The organism is Saccharopolyspora gregorii, assembly GCF_024734405.1.
Taxonomy (GTDB): Bacteria; Actinomycetota; Actinomycetes; order Mycobacteriales; family Pseudonocardiaceae; genus Saccharopolyspora_C; species Saccharopolyspora_C gregorii.
In genome coordinates, this window is record NZ_CP059556.1 from 5330265 (window position 1) to 5349561 (window position 19297).

Annotated in this window: 18 protein-coding genes and 1 tRNA gene; 9 read left to right on the top strand and 10 right to left on the bottom strand. The window is 72.7% G+C overall.

Features of this window, described 5'->3' with window-relative positions; translation table 11 throughout:
- Nucleotides 1–22: 22 nt before the first annotated feature.
- Nucleotides 23–244, bottom strand: a complete 222-nt coding sequence (locus H1226_RS23165; RefSeq protein WP_224960620.1) for a DUF3618 domain-containing protein — start codon at nt 242–244, stop codon at nt 23–25.
- A gap of 157 nt (nt 245–401) precedes the next feature.
- Here H1226_RS23165 and H1226_RS23170 point away from each other — a divergent pair.
- Nucleotides 402–475: transfer RNA gene (locus H1226_RS23170), tRNA-Leu, on the top strand.
- 110 nt (nt 476–585) lie between these two features.
- Here H1226_RS23170 and H1226_RS23175 read toward each other — a convergent pair.
- Nucleotides 586–1182: a DUF2249 domain-containing protein gene (locus H1226_RS23175; protein WP_258342589.1), complete on the bottom strand. Its 597-nt coding sequence runs from the start codon at nt 1180–1182 to the stop codon at nt 586–588.
- A 119-nt stretch (nt 1183–1301) separates the two neighbouring features.
- Between H1226_RS23175 and H1226_RS23180 the strand changes: the two genes are divergently transcribed.
- From H1226_RS23180 to H1226_RS23190, 3 genes are read left to right on the top strand one after another with little or no spacing between them, the layout of a single operon-like run.
- Nucleotides 1302–1952, top strand: a complete 651-nt coding sequence (locus tag H1226_RS23180; RefSeq protein WP_258342592.1) for a helix-turn-helix transcriptional regulator — start codon at nt 1302–1304, stop codon at nt 1950–1952.
- Entirely contained in the window at nt 1949–2371 is a 423-nt protein-coding gene (locus H1226_RS23185; RefSeq protein ID WP_258342594.1) for a hypothetical protein, read from the top strand. The genes H1226_RS23180 and H1226_RS23185 overlap by 4 nt, the downstream gene beginning before the upstream one ends.
- Before the next feature lie 11 nt (nt 2372–2382).
- On the top strand, nt 2383–2718 hold the full coding sequence (locus H1226_RS23190) for a cupin domain-containing protein (RefSeq protein ID WP_258342596.1): 336 nt from the start codon (nt 2383–2385) through the stop codon (nt 2716–2718).
- 28 nt (nt 2719–2746) lie between these two features.
- Here the strand turns inward: H1226_RS23190 and H1226_RS23195 are convergent, their stop codons facing one another.
- Nucleotides 2747–3379, bottom strand: coding sequence for a response regulator (locus tag H1226_RS23195; RefSeq protein ID WP_224960615.1), 633 nt, complete (start codon nt 3377–3379; stop codon nt 2747–2749).
- On the bottom strand, nt 3376–4581 hold the full coding sequence (locus tag H1226_RS23200) for a sensor histidine kinase (RefSeq protein ID WP_258342597.1): 1206 nt from the start codon (nt 4579–4581) through the stop codon (nt 3376–3378). The genes H1226_RS23195 and H1226_RS23200 overlap by 4 nt, the downstream gene beginning before the upstream one ends.
- A gap of 231 nt (nt 4582–4812) precedes the next feature.
- On the opposite strand from H1226_RS23200, the gene H1226_RS23205 reads away from it, so the two are divergent.
- From H1226_RS23205 to lysX, 4 genes are all read left to right on the top strand, one after another.
- A complete protein-coding gene (locus H1226_RS23205) occupies nt 4813–5832 on the top strand; it encodes an ABC transporter permease (protein ID WP_425565601.1) in 1020 nt (339 codons plus the stop codon).
- A gap of 159 nt (nt 5833–5991) precedes the next feature.
- Entirely contained in the window at nt 5992–6672 is a 681-nt protein-coding gene (locus H1226_RS23210; RefSeq protein ID WP_224960618.1) for an ABC transporter ATP-binding protein, read from the top strand.
- A gap of 12 nt (nt 6673–6684) precedes the next feature.
- Nucleotides 6685–7107, top strand: coding sequence for a DUF2871 domain-containing protein (locus H1226_RS23215; RefSeq protein ID WP_258342599.1), 423 nt, complete (start codon nt 6685–6687; stop codon nt 7105–7107).
- A gap of 242 nt (nt 7108–7349) precedes the next feature.
- On the top strand, nt 7350–8849 hold the full coding sequence (lysX, locus tag H1226_RS23220; RefSeq protein ID WP_258342601.1) for a bifunctional lysylphosphatidylglycerol synthetase/lysine--tRNA ligase LysX: 1500 nt from the start codon (nt 7350–7352) through the stop codon (nt 8847–8849).
- Between the two features lie 55 nt (nt 8850–8904).
- On the opposite strand, the gene H1226_RS23225 is transcribed toward lysX, so the two are convergent.
- From H1226_RS23225 to H1226_RS23250, 6 genes are all read right to left on the bottom strand, one after another.
- Complete coding sequence (locus tag H1226_RS23225; RefSeq protein ID WP_258342603.1) at nt 8905–9900, bottom strand: YdcF family protein; 996 nt, start codon at nt 9898–9900, stop codon at nt 8905–8907.
- 82 nt (nt 9901–9982) lie between these two features.
- Complete coding sequence (locus H1226_RS23230) at nt 9983–11635, bottom strand: sulfatase family protein (RefSeq protein WP_258342605.1); 1653 nt, start codon at nt 11633–11635, stop codon at nt 9983–9985.
- A 137-nt stretch (nt 11636–11772) separates the two neighbouring features.
- Nucleotides 11773–12165, bottom strand: coding sequence for a hypothetical protein (locus H1226_RS23235; RefSeq protein ID WP_224962730.1), 393 nt, complete (start codon nt 12163–12165; stop codon nt 11773–11775).
- Between the two features lie 504 nt (nt 12166–12669).
- The gene (locus H1226_RS23240; protein ID WP_258342608.1) at nt 12670–15567 is read right to left on the bottom strand and encodes a penicillin acylase family protein; all 2898 of its coding nucleotides are present in this window, start codon (nt 15565–15567) and stop codon (nt 12670–12672) included.
- A 164-nt stretch (nt 15568–15731) separates the two neighbouring features.
- Nucleotides 15732–16757: an SGNH/GDSL hydrolase family protein gene (locus H1226_RS23245; protein ID WP_258342609.1), complete on the bottom strand. Its 1026-nt coding sequence runs from the start codon at nt 16755–16757 to the stop codon at nt 15732–15734.
- Between the two features lie 83 nt (nt 16758–16840).
- Entirely contained in the window at nt 16841–17896 is a 1056-nt protein-coding gene (locus tag H1226_RS23250; RefSeq protein ID WP_258342610.1) for a LysR family transcriptional regulator, read from the bottom strand.
- Between the two features lie 472 nt (nt 17897–18368).
- Between H1226_RS23250 and H1226_RS23255 the strand changes: the two genes are divergently transcribed.
- Complete coding sequence (locus H1226_RS23255; protein WP_224956093.1) at nt 18369–19223, top strand: helix-turn-helix domain-containing protein; 855 nt, start codon at nt 18369–18371, stop codon at nt 19221–19223.
- The last annotated feature ends 74 nt before the right edge of the window (nt 19224–19297 follow it).

Here is a 19297-nt window from a genome sequence, read left to right on the forward strand (position 1 = left end):
CCGCGGACGCACGCCGCGCGGCTCAGCGGAAGATCTTGCGCACGACAATGACGGCGACCAGTGCGCCGACCCCGATCATCGCGTAGCGCACCCGCGGGTCGTTCAACTTCTCCTGCACGCTGGCCTTACCGGACTCCACGAACCGCTTGGGGTCCGCCTTGGTGCTCAACTCGTCCAGTGTCACGGCCAGCGAGTCACGTGCCTTCTCGATGTCGCGCTGAATGGCGTCCGGATCACGAGCCACGCCGTCCTCCTCCATGTTCACCTGGCTGGTGACACCGTAGATCACACGTCAGTCCCGGACCCACCGACCGTTCCCCGAGTCGAGGCAGCCGGCGCCCGCCGAACCACCCGGCCGGGGACACAACGGACATCACCAACCGTTAGGCTGGTGCGCACTGGGGGCCGTAGCCCAATTGGCAGAGGCACTAGGTTTAGGTCCTAGCCAGTGCGGGTTCGAGTCCCGCCGGCCTCACCGTCCGCCGCCCGGCGCCGTCGCATCTCCGCGCCCGCACCGTCGAATCGGACGGCCTTCCCCGCTTCCTCCGTCGTGGCCCCGCGCTCGCGGGACGTCGCGCCACGGGGTCAGCGGTCGGAGTGGGTGAGCCCTTCGATGGTGAGGGCCTTGCGGCGCTGGTGGACCGTCAGGTAGCGGAGCCCGGACTCCCCGGCGAGGAACTCGCGGCGCGAGCGCTTCGGCAGCCAGAGCAGCACGCCGGGAGCGAGGGGGACGTCGCCGCCTTCGGTGCGCAGCGTTCCCGTTCCGCGCAGCACGTGGATCAGCACGTCGAGGTCGGGCCCGGCGTGCGCGTCGATCTTCCGGCCCGCGGGCAGCTGGACGACGTTGGAGTCGAGGTCGCGGTCGCGGACCGGCAGCGCCCACACCGCACCCGCCGCGTCGGGGTCGTCGCCCAGGTCGCCGGTGTCGCAGAGGATCCGGGGCAGCGGCGTCGAGTGCAGCCTGCCGATGCGCACCCGCCACTCCTGCGGGCCCTCGGCCAGGTACTCCCAGCTGAAGCCGCCGGGGAAGTCCGCTTCGAACTCGCCGCGCAGGGGCTGCGGATCGTGGTCGTTGACCAGGACGACCGCTTCACCGGGGGCGAGCGCGGCGAAGGCGCCGAAGATCGCGGGGTGCTTCTGCGGTTTCGGCAGCGCACGGACGTCGAGCTCCTGCTCGGGCATGGGGCCTCCCGGGCCTGTTTCCACAACGATCGGTTGTATAAACTCTACGACCAGGACCGGCAGCGGAACCAGGGCACCTCCCCGGCCCGCGCTCACGGCCACCACGCGAGGAGATCGTCATGGGCGGGAACCCGGCCCCGGCAGCGTCCGGGCGGCGGCGGGAAGTGCTGGCGCTGCTGCGGGAATCCCGCGCGACGTGGGACATCACCGCGCTCGCGCGACGGCTCGCGGTGCACCCGAACACGATCCGGTTCCACCTGGACGCCCTGGTCGGCGCCGGGCAGGTGGAGCGCGTCGACGCGCGGCGCCCCGGCCCGGGGAGGCCGCCGCTGCTGTTCCGCGCCAAACCGGGCATGGACCCGGCCGGACCGCGCGAGTACCGGCTGCTCGCGGGCATCCTCGTCGACGAGGTCGCGCAGGCCCCCGATCCGGTGCGCAGCGCGGGCGAGGCCGGGCGGCGCTGGGGCGCGCGGCTCGCCGGCGGCACCCCGCGGCCCACCCGGACGGACGCCGTCGAGCACCTGGTGGGCCTGCTCGACGAGCTCGGCTTCCGGCCCGAGACGCGGGCGGGGGGCGCGGAGATCGGGCTGCGGCACTGCCCCTTCCTGGAACTCGCCGAGCAGCAGCGGCAGGTCGTGTGCCAGGTGCACCTCGGCCTCATGCAGGGCGTCACGGCGGCGACGGGTTCCCCGGTGACCGTCGATCGGCTGGACGCGTTCGTGGCGCCCGACCTGTGCGTGGCGCACCTCGCGCCCGAGGAGCGGGGGTGACCGCGGGGTCGGTCGCGGCGGCCGCCACCTTCACCTGGGTCGGCATGGTGCTCGCGATCTCGTTCGTCGAAGCCCCGCTGAAGTTCCGCGCGCCCGGCGTGACCGCGCCGATCGGGCTGGGCATCGGGCGGCTGGTGTTCCGCGCGCTCAACGCCGTCGAGCTCGTGCTCGCGCTGGTCGTGCTGAGCTGCCTCGCCGCGCGGACGCCGCCGGTCGCGACCTGGGTCGCCTCGGGACTCGCCGTGGCCGCGCTGGCGGCGCAGCTGCTGCTGGTGCGGCCGGTGCTGGGCCGGCGCACGCGCGCCGTGCTCGCCGGTCAGGAGCCGCCGCGCTCGCCCGCCCACCTCGCCTACGTCGCGCTGGAGGTCGGCAAGCTCGTCGCGCTGCTGACCGGCGGCGTCCTGCTGCTCACGTCCTGAAGGGGAGACCGTTGGCCACGACCTCGCTCACCGAACTCGCCGCCGAACGGCTCGCCGCCGCCCAGCGCTCCCGCGCGGGACGGGCCGCGAGCACCGTCCACGGCGGGTCGGGGCACGCGTTGCGGCAGGTGCTGCTCGCGCTCACCGCGGGCAGCGCGCTCGCCGACCACGACAGCCCCGGCGAAGCCACGTTGCAGGTGCTGCGCGGTTCGGTCCGGGTCACCACCGGGTCCGATTCCGTCGCGGCGGCGGAAGGCGACCACCTCGCCCTCCCGCGCGAACGGCACGGCCTGACCGCGGTCGGCGACGCCGTGGTGCTGCTGACCGTCGTCGCGGCGACCTCGTGACCCGGCGACCTCGTGACGTGGCCGGTCGCTACCGGCGGATGAGGCCGCGGTCGACGGCCACGGCCACCGCCGCCGTGCGGGAGTCCACGCCGAGCTTGCCGTAGATGTGCACCAGGTGGGACTTCACCGTGGCCTGGCTGAGGAACAGCCGCTTGCTGATCCGCTGGTTCGACAGGCCGTCCGCGACGAGCTCCAGCACCTCCGTCTCGCGACGGCTCAGCGCGGTGCCGGGCGTGCGCATCCGGTCCATCAGGCGGTGCGCGATGGCCGGCGCCAGCGCGGACTGGCCGGCGGCGGCGGTGCGCACGGCCGCGGCCAGCTCCTCCGGCGGTGCGTCCTTGAGCAGGTAGCCGGTGGCTCCGGCTTCGACCGCGGCGAGGATGTCGGCGTCGGTGTCGTAGGTGGTCAGCACCAGCACGCGGGGCGCGTCCGGCAGCGCCGTGATGGCGGCGGTCGCGTCCGAGCCGTGCATGCCCGCGCCGAACCGGAGGTCCATCAGCACCACGTCGACCTGTTCGGTGCCGGCGAGCGCGACGGCGCGTTCGGCGCTGGCGGCCTCGGCGACCACCTCGAAGTCCGGTTCGGTGTCGAGCACGGCGCGCAGGCCGGTGCGCACCACCGGGTGGTCGTCGGCCAGCAGCAACCGGATGGTCCCGCTCATCGCACGTCCCCTTCCGCCGCGGGCCTGCGCGGGAAGCTCACCGCGAGCGCGGTGCCCTGCCCCGGCGCGGACTCCACGCTCAACGTGCCACCGAGCGCGCGGGCCCGCGCCCGCATCGCGGCCAGCCCGAAACCGCCGTCGACGCGCCCGGCACCGGACTCCGCCGCCGGGTCGAACCCGATCCCGTCGTCCACCAGGTCGAGCGCGACGCGGGTGTCCATGTAGGTCAGCGTCATCTCCGCCGCCGCGGCCCGCGCGTGCCGGACGGTGTTGGCCAGCGCGGACTGCGCGATCCGCAGCAGCGCCACCTCGAACGGGGTGGGGATCTCTGCCGGTTCGCCGTCCAGGTGGAACCGGACCGCGGCCCCGGAATGCGCCGAGGTGGTGGCGCACAACCGTTCCAGCGCCGCCGGCAGCGATCCCCCTTCCAGGTCGGGCGGGGTGAGGGCGTGCACGAAACGCCGGGCCTCCGCCAGGTTGTCCTGCGCCTCCCCGCGGGCCCGGAGCACGTGGTCCGCGGCCAGGTCCGGCTGGTCGGGCAGGGCGCGTTCGGCGGCGCGCAGCAGCAGCTGGATGCTGGAGAGGCCCTGCGCGAGGGTGTCGTGGATCTCCTTCGCCAGCCGCTCCCGTTCCGCGAGCACGCCCGCGGAGCGCTCGGCCGCGGCGAGGTCGTGGCGGGCCGCGGTGAGCTCCTCGATCAGCTCGCGGCGCTGCTCGCTCTCCCGGTGCAGGGCCTGGTAGCCGAGCACGACGGCCACCGCGACGGCCGCGCCGAGCGCGGGGCCGAGCGCCGCCGCCGGGGTGAAACCGCCCTGGTGCCAGGCGAAACCGGCGATCGCGAACACCGTGGTGAGCAGCACCACCGGCAGTCCGGAGCGGTCCGGCAGCAGGTGCAGCTGCAGGAAGAACAGCGGGAACGCCAGCCACACCCCGTCGGGCGTGAGCCACAGCAGCACCAGCCACACCGCGCCGAGCAGGCCGAGCCACACCGCCGCGGCCCACTTCGACCGGCTCACCCCGGGCAGCAGCGGGCCGGTGGCGTACACGGCGGCCAGCGCGGTGGCGGCGGCGATCACCGCGCCGGGGTGCGGCAGGTCGGTGGTGACGGCGTGCACGACGGCCAGCACGAGCAGGCCCGCCATCAGCAGGTGCAGGCACAGGCGCAACGCGCGCAGCGGTCGGGTGAGCGTCAGCGGGTCCACGGTGTTCCCAGGCTACGTGCTGGTCAGGGCGGTGCATCGATCGAAAGGTTGATTCGCGCCCGCACCTTTCGACACCGCGGAGCCGACCGGCGGCGCGATGTTCCGCGGCGTCCCCCGGCCGAGTGTTGGTGCCGTGCCGGGCAGGAACCCGGCCGGAACGTGAGAGAAAGGCACTCGACCGTGTTCGTCGCCACCAGAGACCTCCGGTTCGCGAAGGGGCGGTTCGCCCTGATGGGGACCGTCATCATCCTGATGACCCTGCTCGTCGGGTTGCTGTCCGGCCTGACCGCGGGCCTGGGCCGGGAGAGCACCTCGGCCATCACCGACCTGCCCGCCGACCACGTGGTGTTCTCCGCGCCGGCGGAGGGCCAGGAGCCGACCTTCACCGAGTCCGAAGTGGACCGGCAGCAGTGGGAGCGGTGGCGCGAGGTTCCCGGCGTGCACCGCGCGGACCCGCTGGGCATCGCCACCGCCAAGGTGCGGTCCGGCACGAACAGCACCGCGCTGGCCACCTTCGGCGTCGAGCCCGGCTCCGCGCTGGTGCCCGCGGGCGGCGCCGTCGGTCCCGGGGAGGTCGTGCTCTCCGAAGGGGCCGCCGACGACCTCGACGTCGGCGCCGGGGACGCCATCACCGCGTCGGGACAGGAGCTGCGGGTGACCGCCGTGTCCGGCGACGCGTCCTACAGCCACAACCCGGTCGTGTGGACGAGCCTCGCCGACTGGCAGCGGCTGTCGCCCGGCAGCGAGCGGCAGGCGACCGTGATCGCCCTCGGCAGCGACGACGGCGCCGACCTCGCGACCGCCGACGCGCGGCTGGGCACCAGCACCGCCACCACCGCAGGCGCCCTGTCGGCGATCAGCTCGTACAGCTCGGAGAACGGGTCGCTGCAGCTGATGCAGGCGTTCCTGTTCGTGATCTCCGCGCTGGTCATCGGCGCCTTCTTCACCGTGTGGACCATCCAGCGCGGCGGGGACGTCGCGGTGCTCAAGGCGCTCGGCGCCACCACCCGCTACCTGCTGCGCGACGCGCTCGGGCAGGCCGTGGTGCTGCTCGTCGGCGGCACCGCCATCGGCACCGGCCTCGCCGCCGCGATCGGCGCGGTCGCCGTGGGCACCGTCCCGTTCGTGCTGGAGGTCGGCACGGTGCTGCCGCCCGCCGCCGTGATGGTCGTGCTGGGCGCGCTCGGCGCGGCGCTGTCGGTCCGGCGCATCACCGCGGTCGATCCGCTGACCGCCCTGTCCACCCGCTGATCACCCTGTCCACCCGCTGATCACCCTGTCCACCCGCTGATCGCCCTGTCCACCCGCTGATCACCCGGCCACCGGCTGATCACCCGGCCAACCCGCTGATCGGGCCGTCCCGCTGATCGCCCGGCCGGCCCGCTGATCACCTCGAACCAGGAGCCAGTCATGAGCTTGCAGTTGCGCGACATCACCCTCACCTACCCCGACGGCGGTTCCCGGCTCACCGCCGTGGACCACGCCGACCTGGACGTGCCCGCCGGTTCGGTGACGGCGGTGATCGGCCCGTCCGGCTCGGGCAAGTCCAGCCTGCTCGCCGTCGCCGCCGCGCTGGTCACGCCCGACTCCGGCCGGGTCGTCGTGGACGGCACCACCGTCACCGGCATGAACCAGGCGCAGCTGACGGCGGTGCGGCGGGAGAAGATCGGCATCGTCTTCCAGCAGCCGAACCTGATCGCCTCGCTGACCGCGGCCGAGCAGCTGCAGGTCATGGCGCACCTCGACGGCCGCTCGGCGCGCGACGCGCGGGACCGCGCGGTGGAACTGCTGGACGCGGTGGGCCTGTCCGGCGAGAAGGACCGCAGGCCGCACCAGCTCTCCGGCGGGCAGCGGCAGCGCGTCAACATCGCCCGCGCGCTGATGAACGACCCGGCGGTGCTGCTCGTCGACGAGCCGACCAGCGCGCTCGACCACGAGCGCGGGGCCGCCGTGATCGACCTGATCACCACGCTGACCCACCGCCGCGCCACCGCGACCGTGCTGGTCACGCACGACACCACCCACCTCAGCGGGGTGGACCAGGTCGCCGAGGTCCTCGACGGCCGGGTCCGCGTGCCCGCGGCGAGCTGAGGGGACACGATCATGCGGAAGAACTTCTTCGCCGCGGTGGGCTACGCGGTGCTGGGCCTGCTGGCCGGGGTGTACTACCGCGAGCTGACCAAGGCGCAGGACTTCGTCGGTGACACGCAGCTCTCGGTGCTGCACACCCACCTGCTGGTGCTCGGCACCCTGGTGTTCCTGCTGGTCCTGCTGTTCGAGCGGGTCGCCGGGCCGTCCCGGAGCAGGTGGTTCGGCCGGTTCTTCTGGACCTACAACGCCGGGCTGCTGGTCACCACGGGCGGCATGGCGGTGCACGGCACCAGGACCGTGCTGGGCGAGCCGACGGGCGCCGCGCTCGCCGGCGCCTCCGGGCTCGGCCACGTCCTGCTGACCGTCGGCCTGGCCTGCCTGTTCACGGCGATCCACCGCACCCTGCCCGCCCCGGACCACGCCCAGCGGCGCTGAGCCCCGCCGCCACCGGAGTGAACGGACCGTTCGTCCAACTAGATCGGACGAACGGTCCGTTCACTCCCTCCGCGGCGTCGGCGGGTCGACGGGGAACGTGGCGACCGGGCGCGGCCCTCCCCCAGCTCGCCGCGCTGCTCGGCACCGGGCACCTTCGCGGCGGACCGGCCGCCCGAGCGCCACCACCGACGCGGGACCGACACCCCGGCCAGGCTGGTGAGCTGGGCCGATACCATGTCCGGGTGAGTGAAGCGGTGGACGAGAATCACGAGGACCTGCCGGAGCAGATGCGCATCCGGCGGGAGAAGCTGGACCGGCTGCGGGAGAGCGGAGTCGACCCCTACCCGGTCGGTTACCCGCGCACCACCTCGATCGGGCCCGTCCGCGAGAGTCACGAGGGCCTCGAACCGGACGTCGCCACCGGCGATCGGGTGTCGGTCACCGGCCGGGTGCTGCTGTACCGCACCGGCGGCAAGCTGTGCTTCGCCACCATCCGCGACGACAGCGGCTCCATCCAGATCATGCTCGCGCTGGACAAGATCGGCGCGGAGGCCCTGGACTCCTGGAAGGCCGACGTGGACCTCGGCGACCACGTGGGCATCACCGGCGAGGTGATCACCTCCAAGCGCGGCGAGCTCTCGATCATGGCCGACTCGTGGGCGTTGACGTCCAAGTGCCTGCGGCCGCTGCCGGAGAAGCACAAGGGCCTCACCGACCCCGAGGCCCGGGTGCGGCAGCGCTACGTGGACCTGATCGTCAACCCCGAGGCGCGGCAGCTGGCGCACCAGCGCGGCAAGGCCGTGCAGGCCCTGCGCTCGGTGCTGCTCGGCCGCGACTACCTCGAGGTCGAGACCCCGATGCTGCAGCAGGTGCACGGCGGCGCCACGGCCCGGCCGTTCACCACGCACATCAACGCCTACGACCTCGACCTGTACCTGCGGATCGCGCCGGAGCTGTACCTGAAGCGGCTCGTGGTCGGTGGGGTGGAGAAGGTCTTCGAGATCAACCGGAATTTCCGCAACGAGGGCGCGGACTCCACGCACAATCCCGAGTTCACCATGCTGGAGTTCTACGAGGCCTACGGGGACTACGACACGGCCGCGGAGCTCACCACCGAACTGTTCCGGCAGGCCGCGAAGGCCGTGTTCGGCGACATGGTGGTGCGCCACCCGGAGCACGGGGACATCGACCTGGGCGCCGAATGGCCGTCGATCACGCTGTACGGCTCGGTCGGCGAGGCGCTCGGCGAGGAGATCACCACCGCCACCCCGGTCGAGCGGCTGCGGGAGCTGGCCGATGCCAGGGAGATCGCCTGGGATCCGGCGTGGGGCCCGGGCAAGCTGGTGGAGCACCTGTTCGAGGAGCTCGTCGAGCACACCCTGATCCGGCCGACCTACGTGCGCGATTTCCCGTTGGAGACGAGCCCGCTGACCCGCCAGCACCGGCAGGACCCGCTGCTGACGGAGAAGTGGGACCTGATCGGGTTCGGCATGGAGCTCGGCACCGGCTTCTCCGAACTGGTCGATCCGGTGGAGCAGCGGCGCAGGCTCACCGAGCAGTCCCTGCTCGCCGCCGGCGGTGATGCCGAGGCGATGCAGCTCGACGAGGACTTCCTGCGCGCCCTGGAGTACGGCATGCCGCCGACCGGCGGGGTCGGCATCGGCATCGACCGGATGCTGATGGCGTTCACCGGCAAGGGGATCCGGGAGACGATCCTGTTCCCGATGGTCAAGCCCGGCTGAAGCCCGGTTCCCGTGGCGGGGCGGTGCGCGTGGTCGCACCGCCCCGTTGCGCGTCTCAGACCGCGGTGAGCACGGTGCTGACGACGAGCAGCCCGCACATCCCGAAGTTCACCACCCGGTGGGCGAGGAAGACCGCCACGAATTCGCGGATCGTGGCGCTCGGCCAGAAGTAGCGCGCCGTCGGCGAACCGATCACCTGGGCGTTCACGCCTTCCTTGCGGGCGATCCGGGCGGCCCGCATCACGTGGAAGTTGTTCGTCACGACCAGCGCGCGGTGCTCCGGGCGGTGCTCGCGCATGATGGCCGCGCTGAACCGCAGGTTCTCCTCGGTGCTGCGCGACCGGTCCTCGACCAGGATCCGCTCGGGCGGCGCCCCGTTCGCGATGAGGTGGTCGGCCATGGCGCGCGCCTCCGGGACGTCCTCACCGGGACCTTGCCCTCCGGAGGTGACCAGCACCGGCTCGCGCCCCTTCTCCTGCTGCGCGCGGAACTCGGCGAGGCCCTTGTCGAGCCTGCTCGCCAGCAGCGGCGGCACCCGCGAACCGATCAGCCCCGAGCCGAGCACCACGATGAAGTCGACGCGGCGGCGGTGCGGGAACGCGCCGTAGACGAGCGAGTAGAGCAGGAAGCACGCGAACAGCACCGAGACGTAGCCGATCACCTTGCCCGTGGCGTCCATCGTCACTTCCAGCGGTGCCCACCCGATGGTGCCCGCGATCCCGCGCAGCACCACGAAGCCGATGATCCCGACCCCGGCGGCCAGCGACAGCACGTTCGCGAGCCGCCTGCCCTCCCGCCGCAGCATCGTCACGCCGTTGAGGACGAGGAACACCGCGAGCGCCAAGGTGGTCAGCGGGATCAGCAGGGCCAGCACGATCAGCACCACCGCCGCCGCCGATTCCGAGTACGTGGCCAGCCACATCAGCAGGCCGCCGACCAAGAACAGGCAGGCCAGGAACAGGTAGACGCCGTTGCGGACCAGCCGCCGTTCGTAGGCGAAACCGATCCCGAAGATCACGAACAGGACGGCGGCGGGGATCAAGAACAGCACGCGCGGCAGCCTACCGGTCCGGATCGGGCGGTACGGCCGGTTCGGTCGATCTTCCGGCTTCGCCGCGGGTATTCCCCTGCGCTCACCCGGGTCGTGGTGCGGCCGGGATCGGCCGGGCGCACTCCGCGCCGCGGCAGCCCTGCAGCGCGTCGAGGTGCCGGTCGAGGAACGCCCGCACCTGCGCGTAGCGGGCGTCGTCGTGCTTCGACGCCAGTTCGTCCGGGTCCACGTGCAGGTCGTAGAGCTCGTGGTCGCCGCTGACGTACCGGACGTAGAGGTAGCGTTCGGTGCGGATCGCCTCGTAGGCGGCGTCGAGGACCTGGCTGTGGTCGTCGCGCGGTTTCGCCGGCGCGGGCGGTGATGCGGAACCGTCCTGGTCCAGGTCGCCTGCCCCGGCCGCCCGGCCCGACGCCACGTCCAGCGCGGACGCTCCGTCGCCCGCCGCGCCCGGCCGCACCGGGTCGGGCAGCGCGCCTTCCGCGGCCTCGTGCAGCAGTGGTCTTCCGGTGCGCAGCAACGGGTCCCGGGCGAACGGCAGCAGTGAACGCCCGTCCAGCGGGATCGTCGGTTCCGCCCCGCCGATGTCGGTGATGGTGGCGGTGAGGTCGGTGTTCGTGCTCAGCTCCGGCACGTGCGCGCCGCCCGCGATGCCCGGCCCGCGCAGCAGCAGCGGCACGTGCGCCGCCGCCTCGTGCGGCAGGAACTTGCCGGTCGGGACGCGGTGCTGGCCGAAGAAGAAACCGTTGTCCGACACGAACATCAGGTAGGTGTCGTCGAGCTCCCCGTTGGCGCGCAGCGCGTCGACGATCCGCTGCACCGCTTCGTCCACGGCCAGCAGCGATTCCAGGCGCAGCCGGTAGCTGGTGGTGATCTCGGTGCCGGTGGCCGCCGAGATCTCCGGGTAGTCGCGGAGGAACTCCGGCTTGTCCGCCACGTCCTGCTCGCCGTAGGACGCGTCGTACGGCGGCCGTTCCGCGGCGAACTCGCCCTGGTGGCGCAGCGCGGGCCGCGGGCCACGACCGACCCGGAAGAAGTCGCCGTTGTCCGGGGCGCCGTGCACGTTCTCCCCGTGCGGGGCCAGGAACGCCACGCTCAGGAAGAACGGGTCGTCCGCCGCCGACCGCCGGTCGATGAAGTCGATCGCCTTGTCCCGGTAGACGTCGGTCTGGTACATCGCCGGGTCCTGCACCCACGGGTCGCCGTAGGTGCGCAACCGACCGTTCTCGTTCAACCGGTAGCCGTACATGTCGTAGGTGGTCGGGTCGATCGAGCCGCGCCACTCGTCCCAGCCCGGTGGCACGTGCGTCTCGTCCGACTTGCCGTAGCCGTTCGGGTACTTGCCGATGTGCGAGGTCGTGTAGCCGGCCCGCTGCATCCACACCGGCAACGCGTTCTCCTCGTCCAGCGCGTCGTAGCCGCCGAGCGGCGGCGCGTTGTGCCGCACCCCGTTGTTGTGCGCCAACTGTCCACTGAGGAAGGTCGAGCGGGAGGGGCAGCACAGCGGGAACGACGCGTAGTACCGGTCGAACGTGGCGCCGCCCAACCCCAGCAGCCGCTGCACGTTCGGCATGAACCGCACGCTGTCCAGCCACTGGTCGTCGGTCATCACCACGACTACGTTCGGCCTGCTCGCGGGGGCGGCGGTGCGCACCGGACGGGCGCAGCCCGCCAGCAGCACGCCGAGAACCAGCAGCACGGCGACCGGGATTCGGGTGGTTCCGGCGGAACGGGCCATGGCCTCGATTTCCGCGCCGCGCCGCGGAGAAGTCAAGCTCCCCGGGGCGGTGGAACACGTTCAGCCGCGTCCCATCGGGTCATCTTCGGCGGGGTGGATCGATCCGGCGGGAACCGGCCGCCACCCCATCGGCGGGATCAGTAGCCGTCGCCGCCGAAGAAGGTCTCCTCCAGCTGGTCCGCCGTGTCCGCCACCAGCTGCAGCGGGTCGAGGAACTCGTTGATGTCGAGGTTCAGCAGCGGCAGCGAGTGGCGCAGCACCACGTGCTCACCCATGATCACCGCGCCGCAGACGACGGAGGTCTCGCCGATCTCCTTGAGCACCAGTCGCAGGTCCACGTCCGAGACGAGCCCGCACACCGAGGCGATCTGGACCCACTCCTCGCGCTGGTCCAGCACCTCCCGGCAAACGATGATCACCTGGCTGCGCTCGTCCTCGTACTCGATGAGGATGCGGATCTCGTCGCCGGTGTCCTCGATGACGCGGTACTCGGACCGGACGAATGCGGCGATGTCGTCCCACGTGGCCAAGGTGCCCCCAAGGTCGTCGATCGTGCCGCCGCGAGACTAGTGCACCTGATCATGTCGCGGGAACCGCTCGGCAGCGTGATCCGGTTGGCCCGATCGCACCGCCGCACCACCGGATCCGGCGACGCGGCGTGCACCGCCGCGGCAACGGGGTGGACCCGCCGGTTCTGCGGGTGAACGGACCGTTCGTCCCATCTGGTTGGACGAACGGTCCGTTCACTCCGCCCGGAGTGCGGCAGCGGTTATCGCCGAGTGAACGGACCGTCTGCCCAATCCGGTTGGACGAACGGTCCGTTCGCTCCGAACGGCTCGTGGCCGCCCCGCACGGCTCGAACCGCTCCCGTCCTCCCCCGGTGAACGGACCGTTCGTCCCATCTCCTTGGACGAACGGTCCGTTCACTCCACACCGCGCACGGGTGCCGGGGCGCTGCCTGCACACCGGTCTCGGAGTGAACGGACCGCTTGCCCCATCCCGCTGGACGAACGGTCCGTTCACTCCGCGGCGGATCAGCGGTGGGACGGGAACTCCACCACCTGCTGGTACGTCGGCCGGTTCTGCCAGCTGATCGGGTCGTGCGCGATGCCGCCGATCTTGTTGTGCACGATCGCGTCGGCGCACCACTGGTCGCCGGGTTCGCAGTCGGCGTCACCGGGGTAGGTCTGCTCGGCCGGCGTGTCGGCGGCGGCGCGGAGGCTGTCCTGCAGCGCCTGCCGGCACGCGTCGAGGTCTCCTTCACCGCACAGCGAGTTCCCGGGCGCGGCGGGCCCGGTGCCGAACCCGCCGGGCACCTCGTCGCCGAGCGCGCCGCGCAGGTTCTTCGACACCTGCCCGTACCAGCCGTTGAGGAACGCCGAGCCCTGGTGCGGCTGCCCGACGTGCAGCCCGGGTTCCTCGTTCTGCCAACCGGAGGGCGATTCGTTGATGTGCTCGGCGCCGGTCAGCGCCCGGTAGGCGTCGGCGCCCACGGCGGGTTCGAAGATGCCGCGGGTGAGCTGCGGCCACCAGGCGTCGAGGAGTTCGACGGCGTCGGCGTGCGCGTACTCCCGGCTGCCGGGTTCGGTCTCGGTGCGGAGGCCGCCGTCGGCGAGCCAGGCGCGCAGCGAGTCGATCTCCCCGGCGAGCGCCGGGTCGACGGGCCCGCTGTCGAGCACCCGCAGCAGGTCCGGCAGCACGCGTTCGGCGCGCAGGTCGGCGACGGCGGCCTCGGACATGGCGCGGGTCAGTTCGGCCCGGTCGACGCCGCCCTGGGCGACGAGTCCGCGGACGCGGGAGTCGAGCAGGTCGCCGCGCTGCACGGCACCCTTGTTGAGGCCCGCGCCGCTGGTCCCGGGCGCCTGCTTGTTGTTCCAGCTGACGTAGTAGTCCTGGTCGACGGACTGCGGGTGCTGCTCCGGCGGCAGGTACCGGGCGGTGTTCCCGTCGGGGTTCCAGTCCTGCCAGTCGTGGGCGGGGTCGGCGAGCACCGGCATGCTGGGGTCGACGTGCGGTTGCCGCGCCGGGTTGGCCCCGGAGTTGAAGTAGGCGGTGTGCTCGGCGTCGGCGTAGAACCAGTTGAAGGTGTAGTTCACGTCGTTCGCGGCCTGCTGGAACGCTTCCGGCGAGGTGATCTCGCCGGGGTCGTTGAACCGCTGGAACCCGATGATCGAGTCGACCTCGTGCTGGAAGGTGGAGCGCAGCGTGGTGTAGGCGACGGGTTTTCCGCCGATGGTGGCGCGGTGGGTGATCGGCCCGTACTCGGTGCGGAAGGACACGAGCCGGTAGGAGCCGGCGGGGGTGTCGTCACCGAGGTTCGGTTCCCACGCGTTGCGCCGCTCGACCTGCTTCATCGGCACGCATTCACCGCGGAACAGGTAGTGGTCGGCGTCCTTGGTGGCGGGACCGCCGTCCGGGGAGCAGAGCTCGACGGCGTAGGTGTCGATGATGTCCTGGGCGGCGGTGGTGGCGCTCCACGAGTAGTCCTGGCCGCGGCCGAGCAGCGTGTAGAAGCTGAGTCCCGCGAACGAGGCGCCCTGGGAGGAGATCCCGGGCCCCTGCAGCTCTTGCAGGGTGAGCAGCTGCGGCGCGAAGTACCCGGTCTGCGGCCCGTACACGGCGATGGGGTGCCCGCTGGCGGTGTGCTCGCCGGAGACGAGCAGCGCGTTGGACATGCCGCGCGGTTCGGCCATGCCCGCGGGCAGCACGCCGTCGTCGAACATGCCGCGCAGCGCGTCGACCTGCTCTTCGTGGGGCAGCGGCCGTTCGGGCGCGGCTTCGGGGGCGGTCTGCGGCCCGGGCGCGGCGGCGTCGGGTTCGGCGGCGGAGCCGGTCTCGTCGAACACGAGCTGCTGCTCGGTGACGGAGCCGGGGTCGGGCATGGCGCGGCCCTGCGGGTCGTCCGGGGTGGCGGCGTAGGGGAATTCGCTGCCGTCGTGCACGGTGGAGATGGCTTCGGGGTCGTTCTCGGCGCGGAAGGTGCGCCAGACCTGTTCGCCGCGTTCGGGCCCGAAGCGCTCGTGCAGGGACATGCGGGCCACCGCCTGCTGCACTTCGTTGCCGCCTCCGCCGCCGAACTGGGCGCCGACGACGGAGGCCAGCACGACGAGGTCGGTGAGCTCGAACGGTTCGATCTCGCCCGCGTTGGTGATGGGGTCGACGTGGCCGGTGGCGACGTATTCGCCGGGGAAGTAGCGGCCGTCGTGGGCTTCGCGGAGGTAGGTGTTGATGCCGTCCACGTAGGACTGCGCGTCGGCGAGGGCCTGCGCACCGCGCGGTCCCGATGCGGCGGCGTTGTCGATCTGCTGCTGCAGCTCCTCCTCGGTGTAGGGCGAGGTGGCGAAGAAGCTCTGCTCCAGTTCGCGGTTCGCGGGGGCGCCGCCGGCGAAGGGGCTGACCTCGCCGCGTCCGGCGTGGCGCAGCACGTCCATCAGGAACAGCTTGTCCTCGGCGGTGGCGTACCCGGCGCCGAAGGTGGTGCCCGCGCGGGTGTCGCCGTAGATGTGCGGGACTCCGGCGGACTTGTCCCGCACGACCGTGACGTCTTCGCGCGGCCGGTAGGTGCGGTCCACGTCGTCGGGTTCGACGCCGAAGGAGTTGTCGCTGAAGAACTCGTCGATGGTGCCGGTGGTGAGCTGCTTGTACCCGGTGGCCAGGTCGGCGTAGGGCGCGATCTGGTCATCGGAGTGCTTCGGCTTGGTGCCGAACAGCAGGTGTCCGGCGAGTTCGGCGAGCGTGGCGTTGCCGTTCTGGCCGGGTGGCAGCACGTGGTGGCACTGCCCGCCGCAGTGGTCCGGGACCTCGGGCGCGGTGAACCCGGACGTGCCGGGTGCGGCGGGCTCGGGGGCGGCGGCTGCGGCGGGGGCGAGGGCGAGCGCGCCGAGGAGGGCGCCGACGCCGAGTGCGGCGGTGATGCGGTGCGGCCCGGCCATCTGCGAGTCCTCTCGTCGGCTTCGGGCCGGACGCTAATCGAAGATCAGCGGAAATGAAATCAATTCACGTTCTGCGTGGATTCAGATTGGGCCGTCCGAGTGATCCGGTGGCCCCGAACGCTCAGCTCCGCCACGACCACCGCTGCCCGGGCCGGCGCAGCGGCTCATCCGGCATCCGGGTGCCGCCCCACGTCCGCGGCCGCCCTCGCCGCGGGCACCGGCGCGTCGCACCTCCCGGCCCCCGGCCGGTCCGGCACCGCCCGATCCGGCGCCACCCCGTCCGGCTCGTCCCGATCAGACCCGGCCCGCTCCGAGGCGGCCCGCTCCGAGCCGACCCGGCCGACCCCGGCCCGCTCCGGCACGCCCCGCCCCCGGAACGCACCACCGCGGATCCGCCGCAGCTCCCGCCGTTCCCGCCGCAGCGCCAGCACCTCCCGCACCACCACCGCGACCCCGTGCGGCAGCAGGTCCGAGCCGCGCCGCACCAGCCACGGCACACCGCGGAACACCAACCATCCCGCGTGGTGCCAGGCCGTGATCCGGGCACCTCCGGAACACCGCAGCGCCACCGGCTCCACCAGCAGCCCCGCGGCCGCCAGCTGCTCCCCCATCGCCCGCGCCAGCAACCGGTGCCCGAACTCGGAGGGGTGCAGCCGGTCCACCGACCACGCGTCCAGCTCGTAGGCGCCGGGCAGCGCGTCCAGGTCCACGCACCGCGCCCCGTGCCGGGCCAGCACCTCGTCGAGCACCGCGTTCACCTGCTCGATCCGCTTGCGCAGCGCGCGGTGCAGCGGAGCAGGCAGCCGGAACACCCTCCCGTGGTCGTGGTAGCGCGCGGCCACCACCACCGCACCTGCGCGGGTCAGCTCGCCCACCACCGCGTCCAGCCGCCGCCGCAGCGAGGCCGGGTCGAAGTCGGACCGCAGCGTGTCGTTCATGCCGACCACCAGCACCACCGCGTCCGGCCGCAGCCGCAGCGCCGCGGGCAGCTGCACCTCGTGCACGTCGCGCACCCGCGCGCCCGAAGCGGACAGGTTCGCGTACCGGATCCGGCCGGGGCCGCCGCAGGCGTCCGCGAGCATCCGGGCGAAGCCGCGCCAACCACCCGGGACCCGGTCGCCCATGCCGACGGTGGTCGAATCGCCGAGCGCCACCAGGGCGCGCACCGGCCGGGTTCTCGGCTCGCTCACCCGCACACCTTCACCGGCGCGGGCTCACCGGCGGTGAGGAATCGGTGGCCGGGCGGAGACGTCTCGGCGAACTGTCGGGCCGGTCAGCCGCTGGTGGGCCGCTCCGCGCGCCACTCGTCGTGCCTGCTGGTCAACGCCGCCCACAACCGGTTCAGCGGGTGGTCCGCGTCGTGCTGCCCGAGTTCGCCCGCCCTGGCGAACGCGCCGACCAGCACCTCCAGCCGCGGCTCCAGGTCGCCGAGCACGTCGAGGATCCGCAGGCCGCGGCCGTCCGGCAGCCTGCCGTCCGCGGCGGCCTCCGCGACGCCGCGGGTGACCAGCATGCAGCCGTGCAGCAGCCCGGAGCTGAGCAGTTCCAGCCCGTAGCGCACGTCGTCGACCTCGGCGGCCACGTTCAGCAGGCCCCGGTAGTCGGCGCCGTACCAGCCGCGCAGGAACTCGGCGACCAGCCCGCTGCCCGCGACGATCAGCGGTAGCCGGGGCAGCCCGGCGGCGCGCACCGCGGGGCCGGGGACCAGCCTGCGGTCCAGGTTGGTGACGAGGGTGAGCCCGCTGCGCCGCCACTCCAGCACGTCGAGGCCCGCCGGGTTCGCGCCGACGTGGGTGAGCGTGCTGCCGCAGACCAGGTCGACCTCGTTGGCGCGCAACGCTTCCAGCAGGTTGCGAGTGCGCAGGTGCACCACCTTGAGGTCGATGCCGTCGGCGCGGAACCCGGCGGCGACCCGTTCCACGGCGGGCGTGAGGAAGCCGAGGGTGAACCGGGTGGTGCCGACCCGCAGCGAACCGCCGACGCGGCGCCGGGAGTCGGTGACGACGTCCAGCCAGTCGTCGAGGGTGTCCCGCGCGCGTTCGACCAGCGCTTCGCCGGTGCCGGTGAACAGCGCGCTCTTCCCCCTGCCCTGCTTGAGCACCAGCGGTTCGCCGCACAGTTCCCGGAAGTTCCGGTTCAGCGTGTCCAGCTGCTTCTGCACGCTGGACTGCTCGCGTCCGAGCAGCCGGGCCGCGGCCAGCGCGGTGCCCGCCTCGTGCACCACCACCAGGGTCCGCAGCTGGTCCAGCGTCGTGTCCAGGAGTGCTTGCGGGGCGCGCACCCGCCGGTGTTCGGCTTCGGCGAGCGCGATCTCGGAGGCTCCGGGCAACGTCAGGTGTCCTTCCACATGTGCGGTACCGCCCGCTCCGCGGAGCGGGCGGGCTGCGACCACCACGCGCGGGCGGCTGACGACCCTCCCCGGGGTGAGTCTATCCCCGCGAACTGATCTCGACTGCAGGCCACATGTTCCTGCGGTTCGTCGGTCGTTCCGGTGGAAGCGGCGGCGGCGCTCGTGCCACTCTGGTCCCAGCGGCGCCGAGGGGGACGCCGCGAGGCATCCGGGGGGTCGGATGGCCTGGGGGTGGCGGGGGCCCGGTTTCCGGGTCCCCGCGACATCACCGCGCGTGGCGGCCGGGGGATCGGGCACGGAAGCGGGGCTGCGCTGGAGGATTCCGCTCCGGGAAGTTCTCGGCAGGGGCGCATCTTCGGTGCAGGGCCGGGAATCTGCGGCCGTTCGGGCAGTTCACCAGTACCTGATCGAGCGACGGTTTTTTCCGCGCTGGCACCATATTCTGACGATCATGTCGAACTCCCCCCGGGCCCGCGCGCTGGCGGCCGAGGTCCGCAAGGTGCGCAAGGACAAAGGGATGTCCCAGGGAGTGCTCGCCGAACAGCTGGGCTGGAGCATCGCGAAGATCAGCCGGATCGAGACGGCGCAGCGCGGCATCGGCGGCCCCGACCTGGCCGCGGTGCTCGCGGCGCTGCGGGTGCGCGGCAAGCGGCGCGAGCAGCTGCTGACGATGGCCGAGGAGCTGGGCCGCCCGTCGTGGTGGGAGGCGATGGCGGGGCTCTCGGCGCACACGCGCGCGTGCATCGACGCGGAGCAGCGCGCCTCCCGGCTCACCGAGCTCAGCCTCGGCTACGTGCCGGTGCTGCTGCAGACCCGGGCGTACGCGACCGCGGTGTGCGCGGCGTCCGGTGCGGGCACGGGCGAGGTGGACGAGCAGGTCAACGTGCGGCAGGTGCGGCAGGGCATCCTGCACAAGGCCTCGCCGGTGGCGTTGACGGCGTACCTGGACGAATCGGTGCTGACCCGGCCCGTGGGCGGTGCGGCGGTGATGGGCGGGCAGCTGCGGCACCTGCTGCGCTCCGCGGAGGCGCCGAACATCGCGGTGCGGGTGCTGCCGACGAACCTGGGGGTGCACGCGGGGCTCGGCGGGCCGTTCACGCTGATCGAGTTCGCGCGCGGGGTGGCGACGGTGCTGCTGGAGAGCCAGGAGTGCGGACTGCTGCTGGACGACGAGGAGCGGGTGGCCGCGTTCCGCGAGTCCGTCGACTGCCTGGACCGGGTCGCGCTGGGCACGGTGGAATCCCGCGCGATCATCGGCGGCTACGCGACGAAGTTCGAAGACCGCTCCACCCGCCAGCTCACCTGACCGGACGCACGAGAACGGGGCGGCCCTTCCGGACCGCCCCGCACTGCATTTCTCGTGGGCGGAGCCACCTGTGC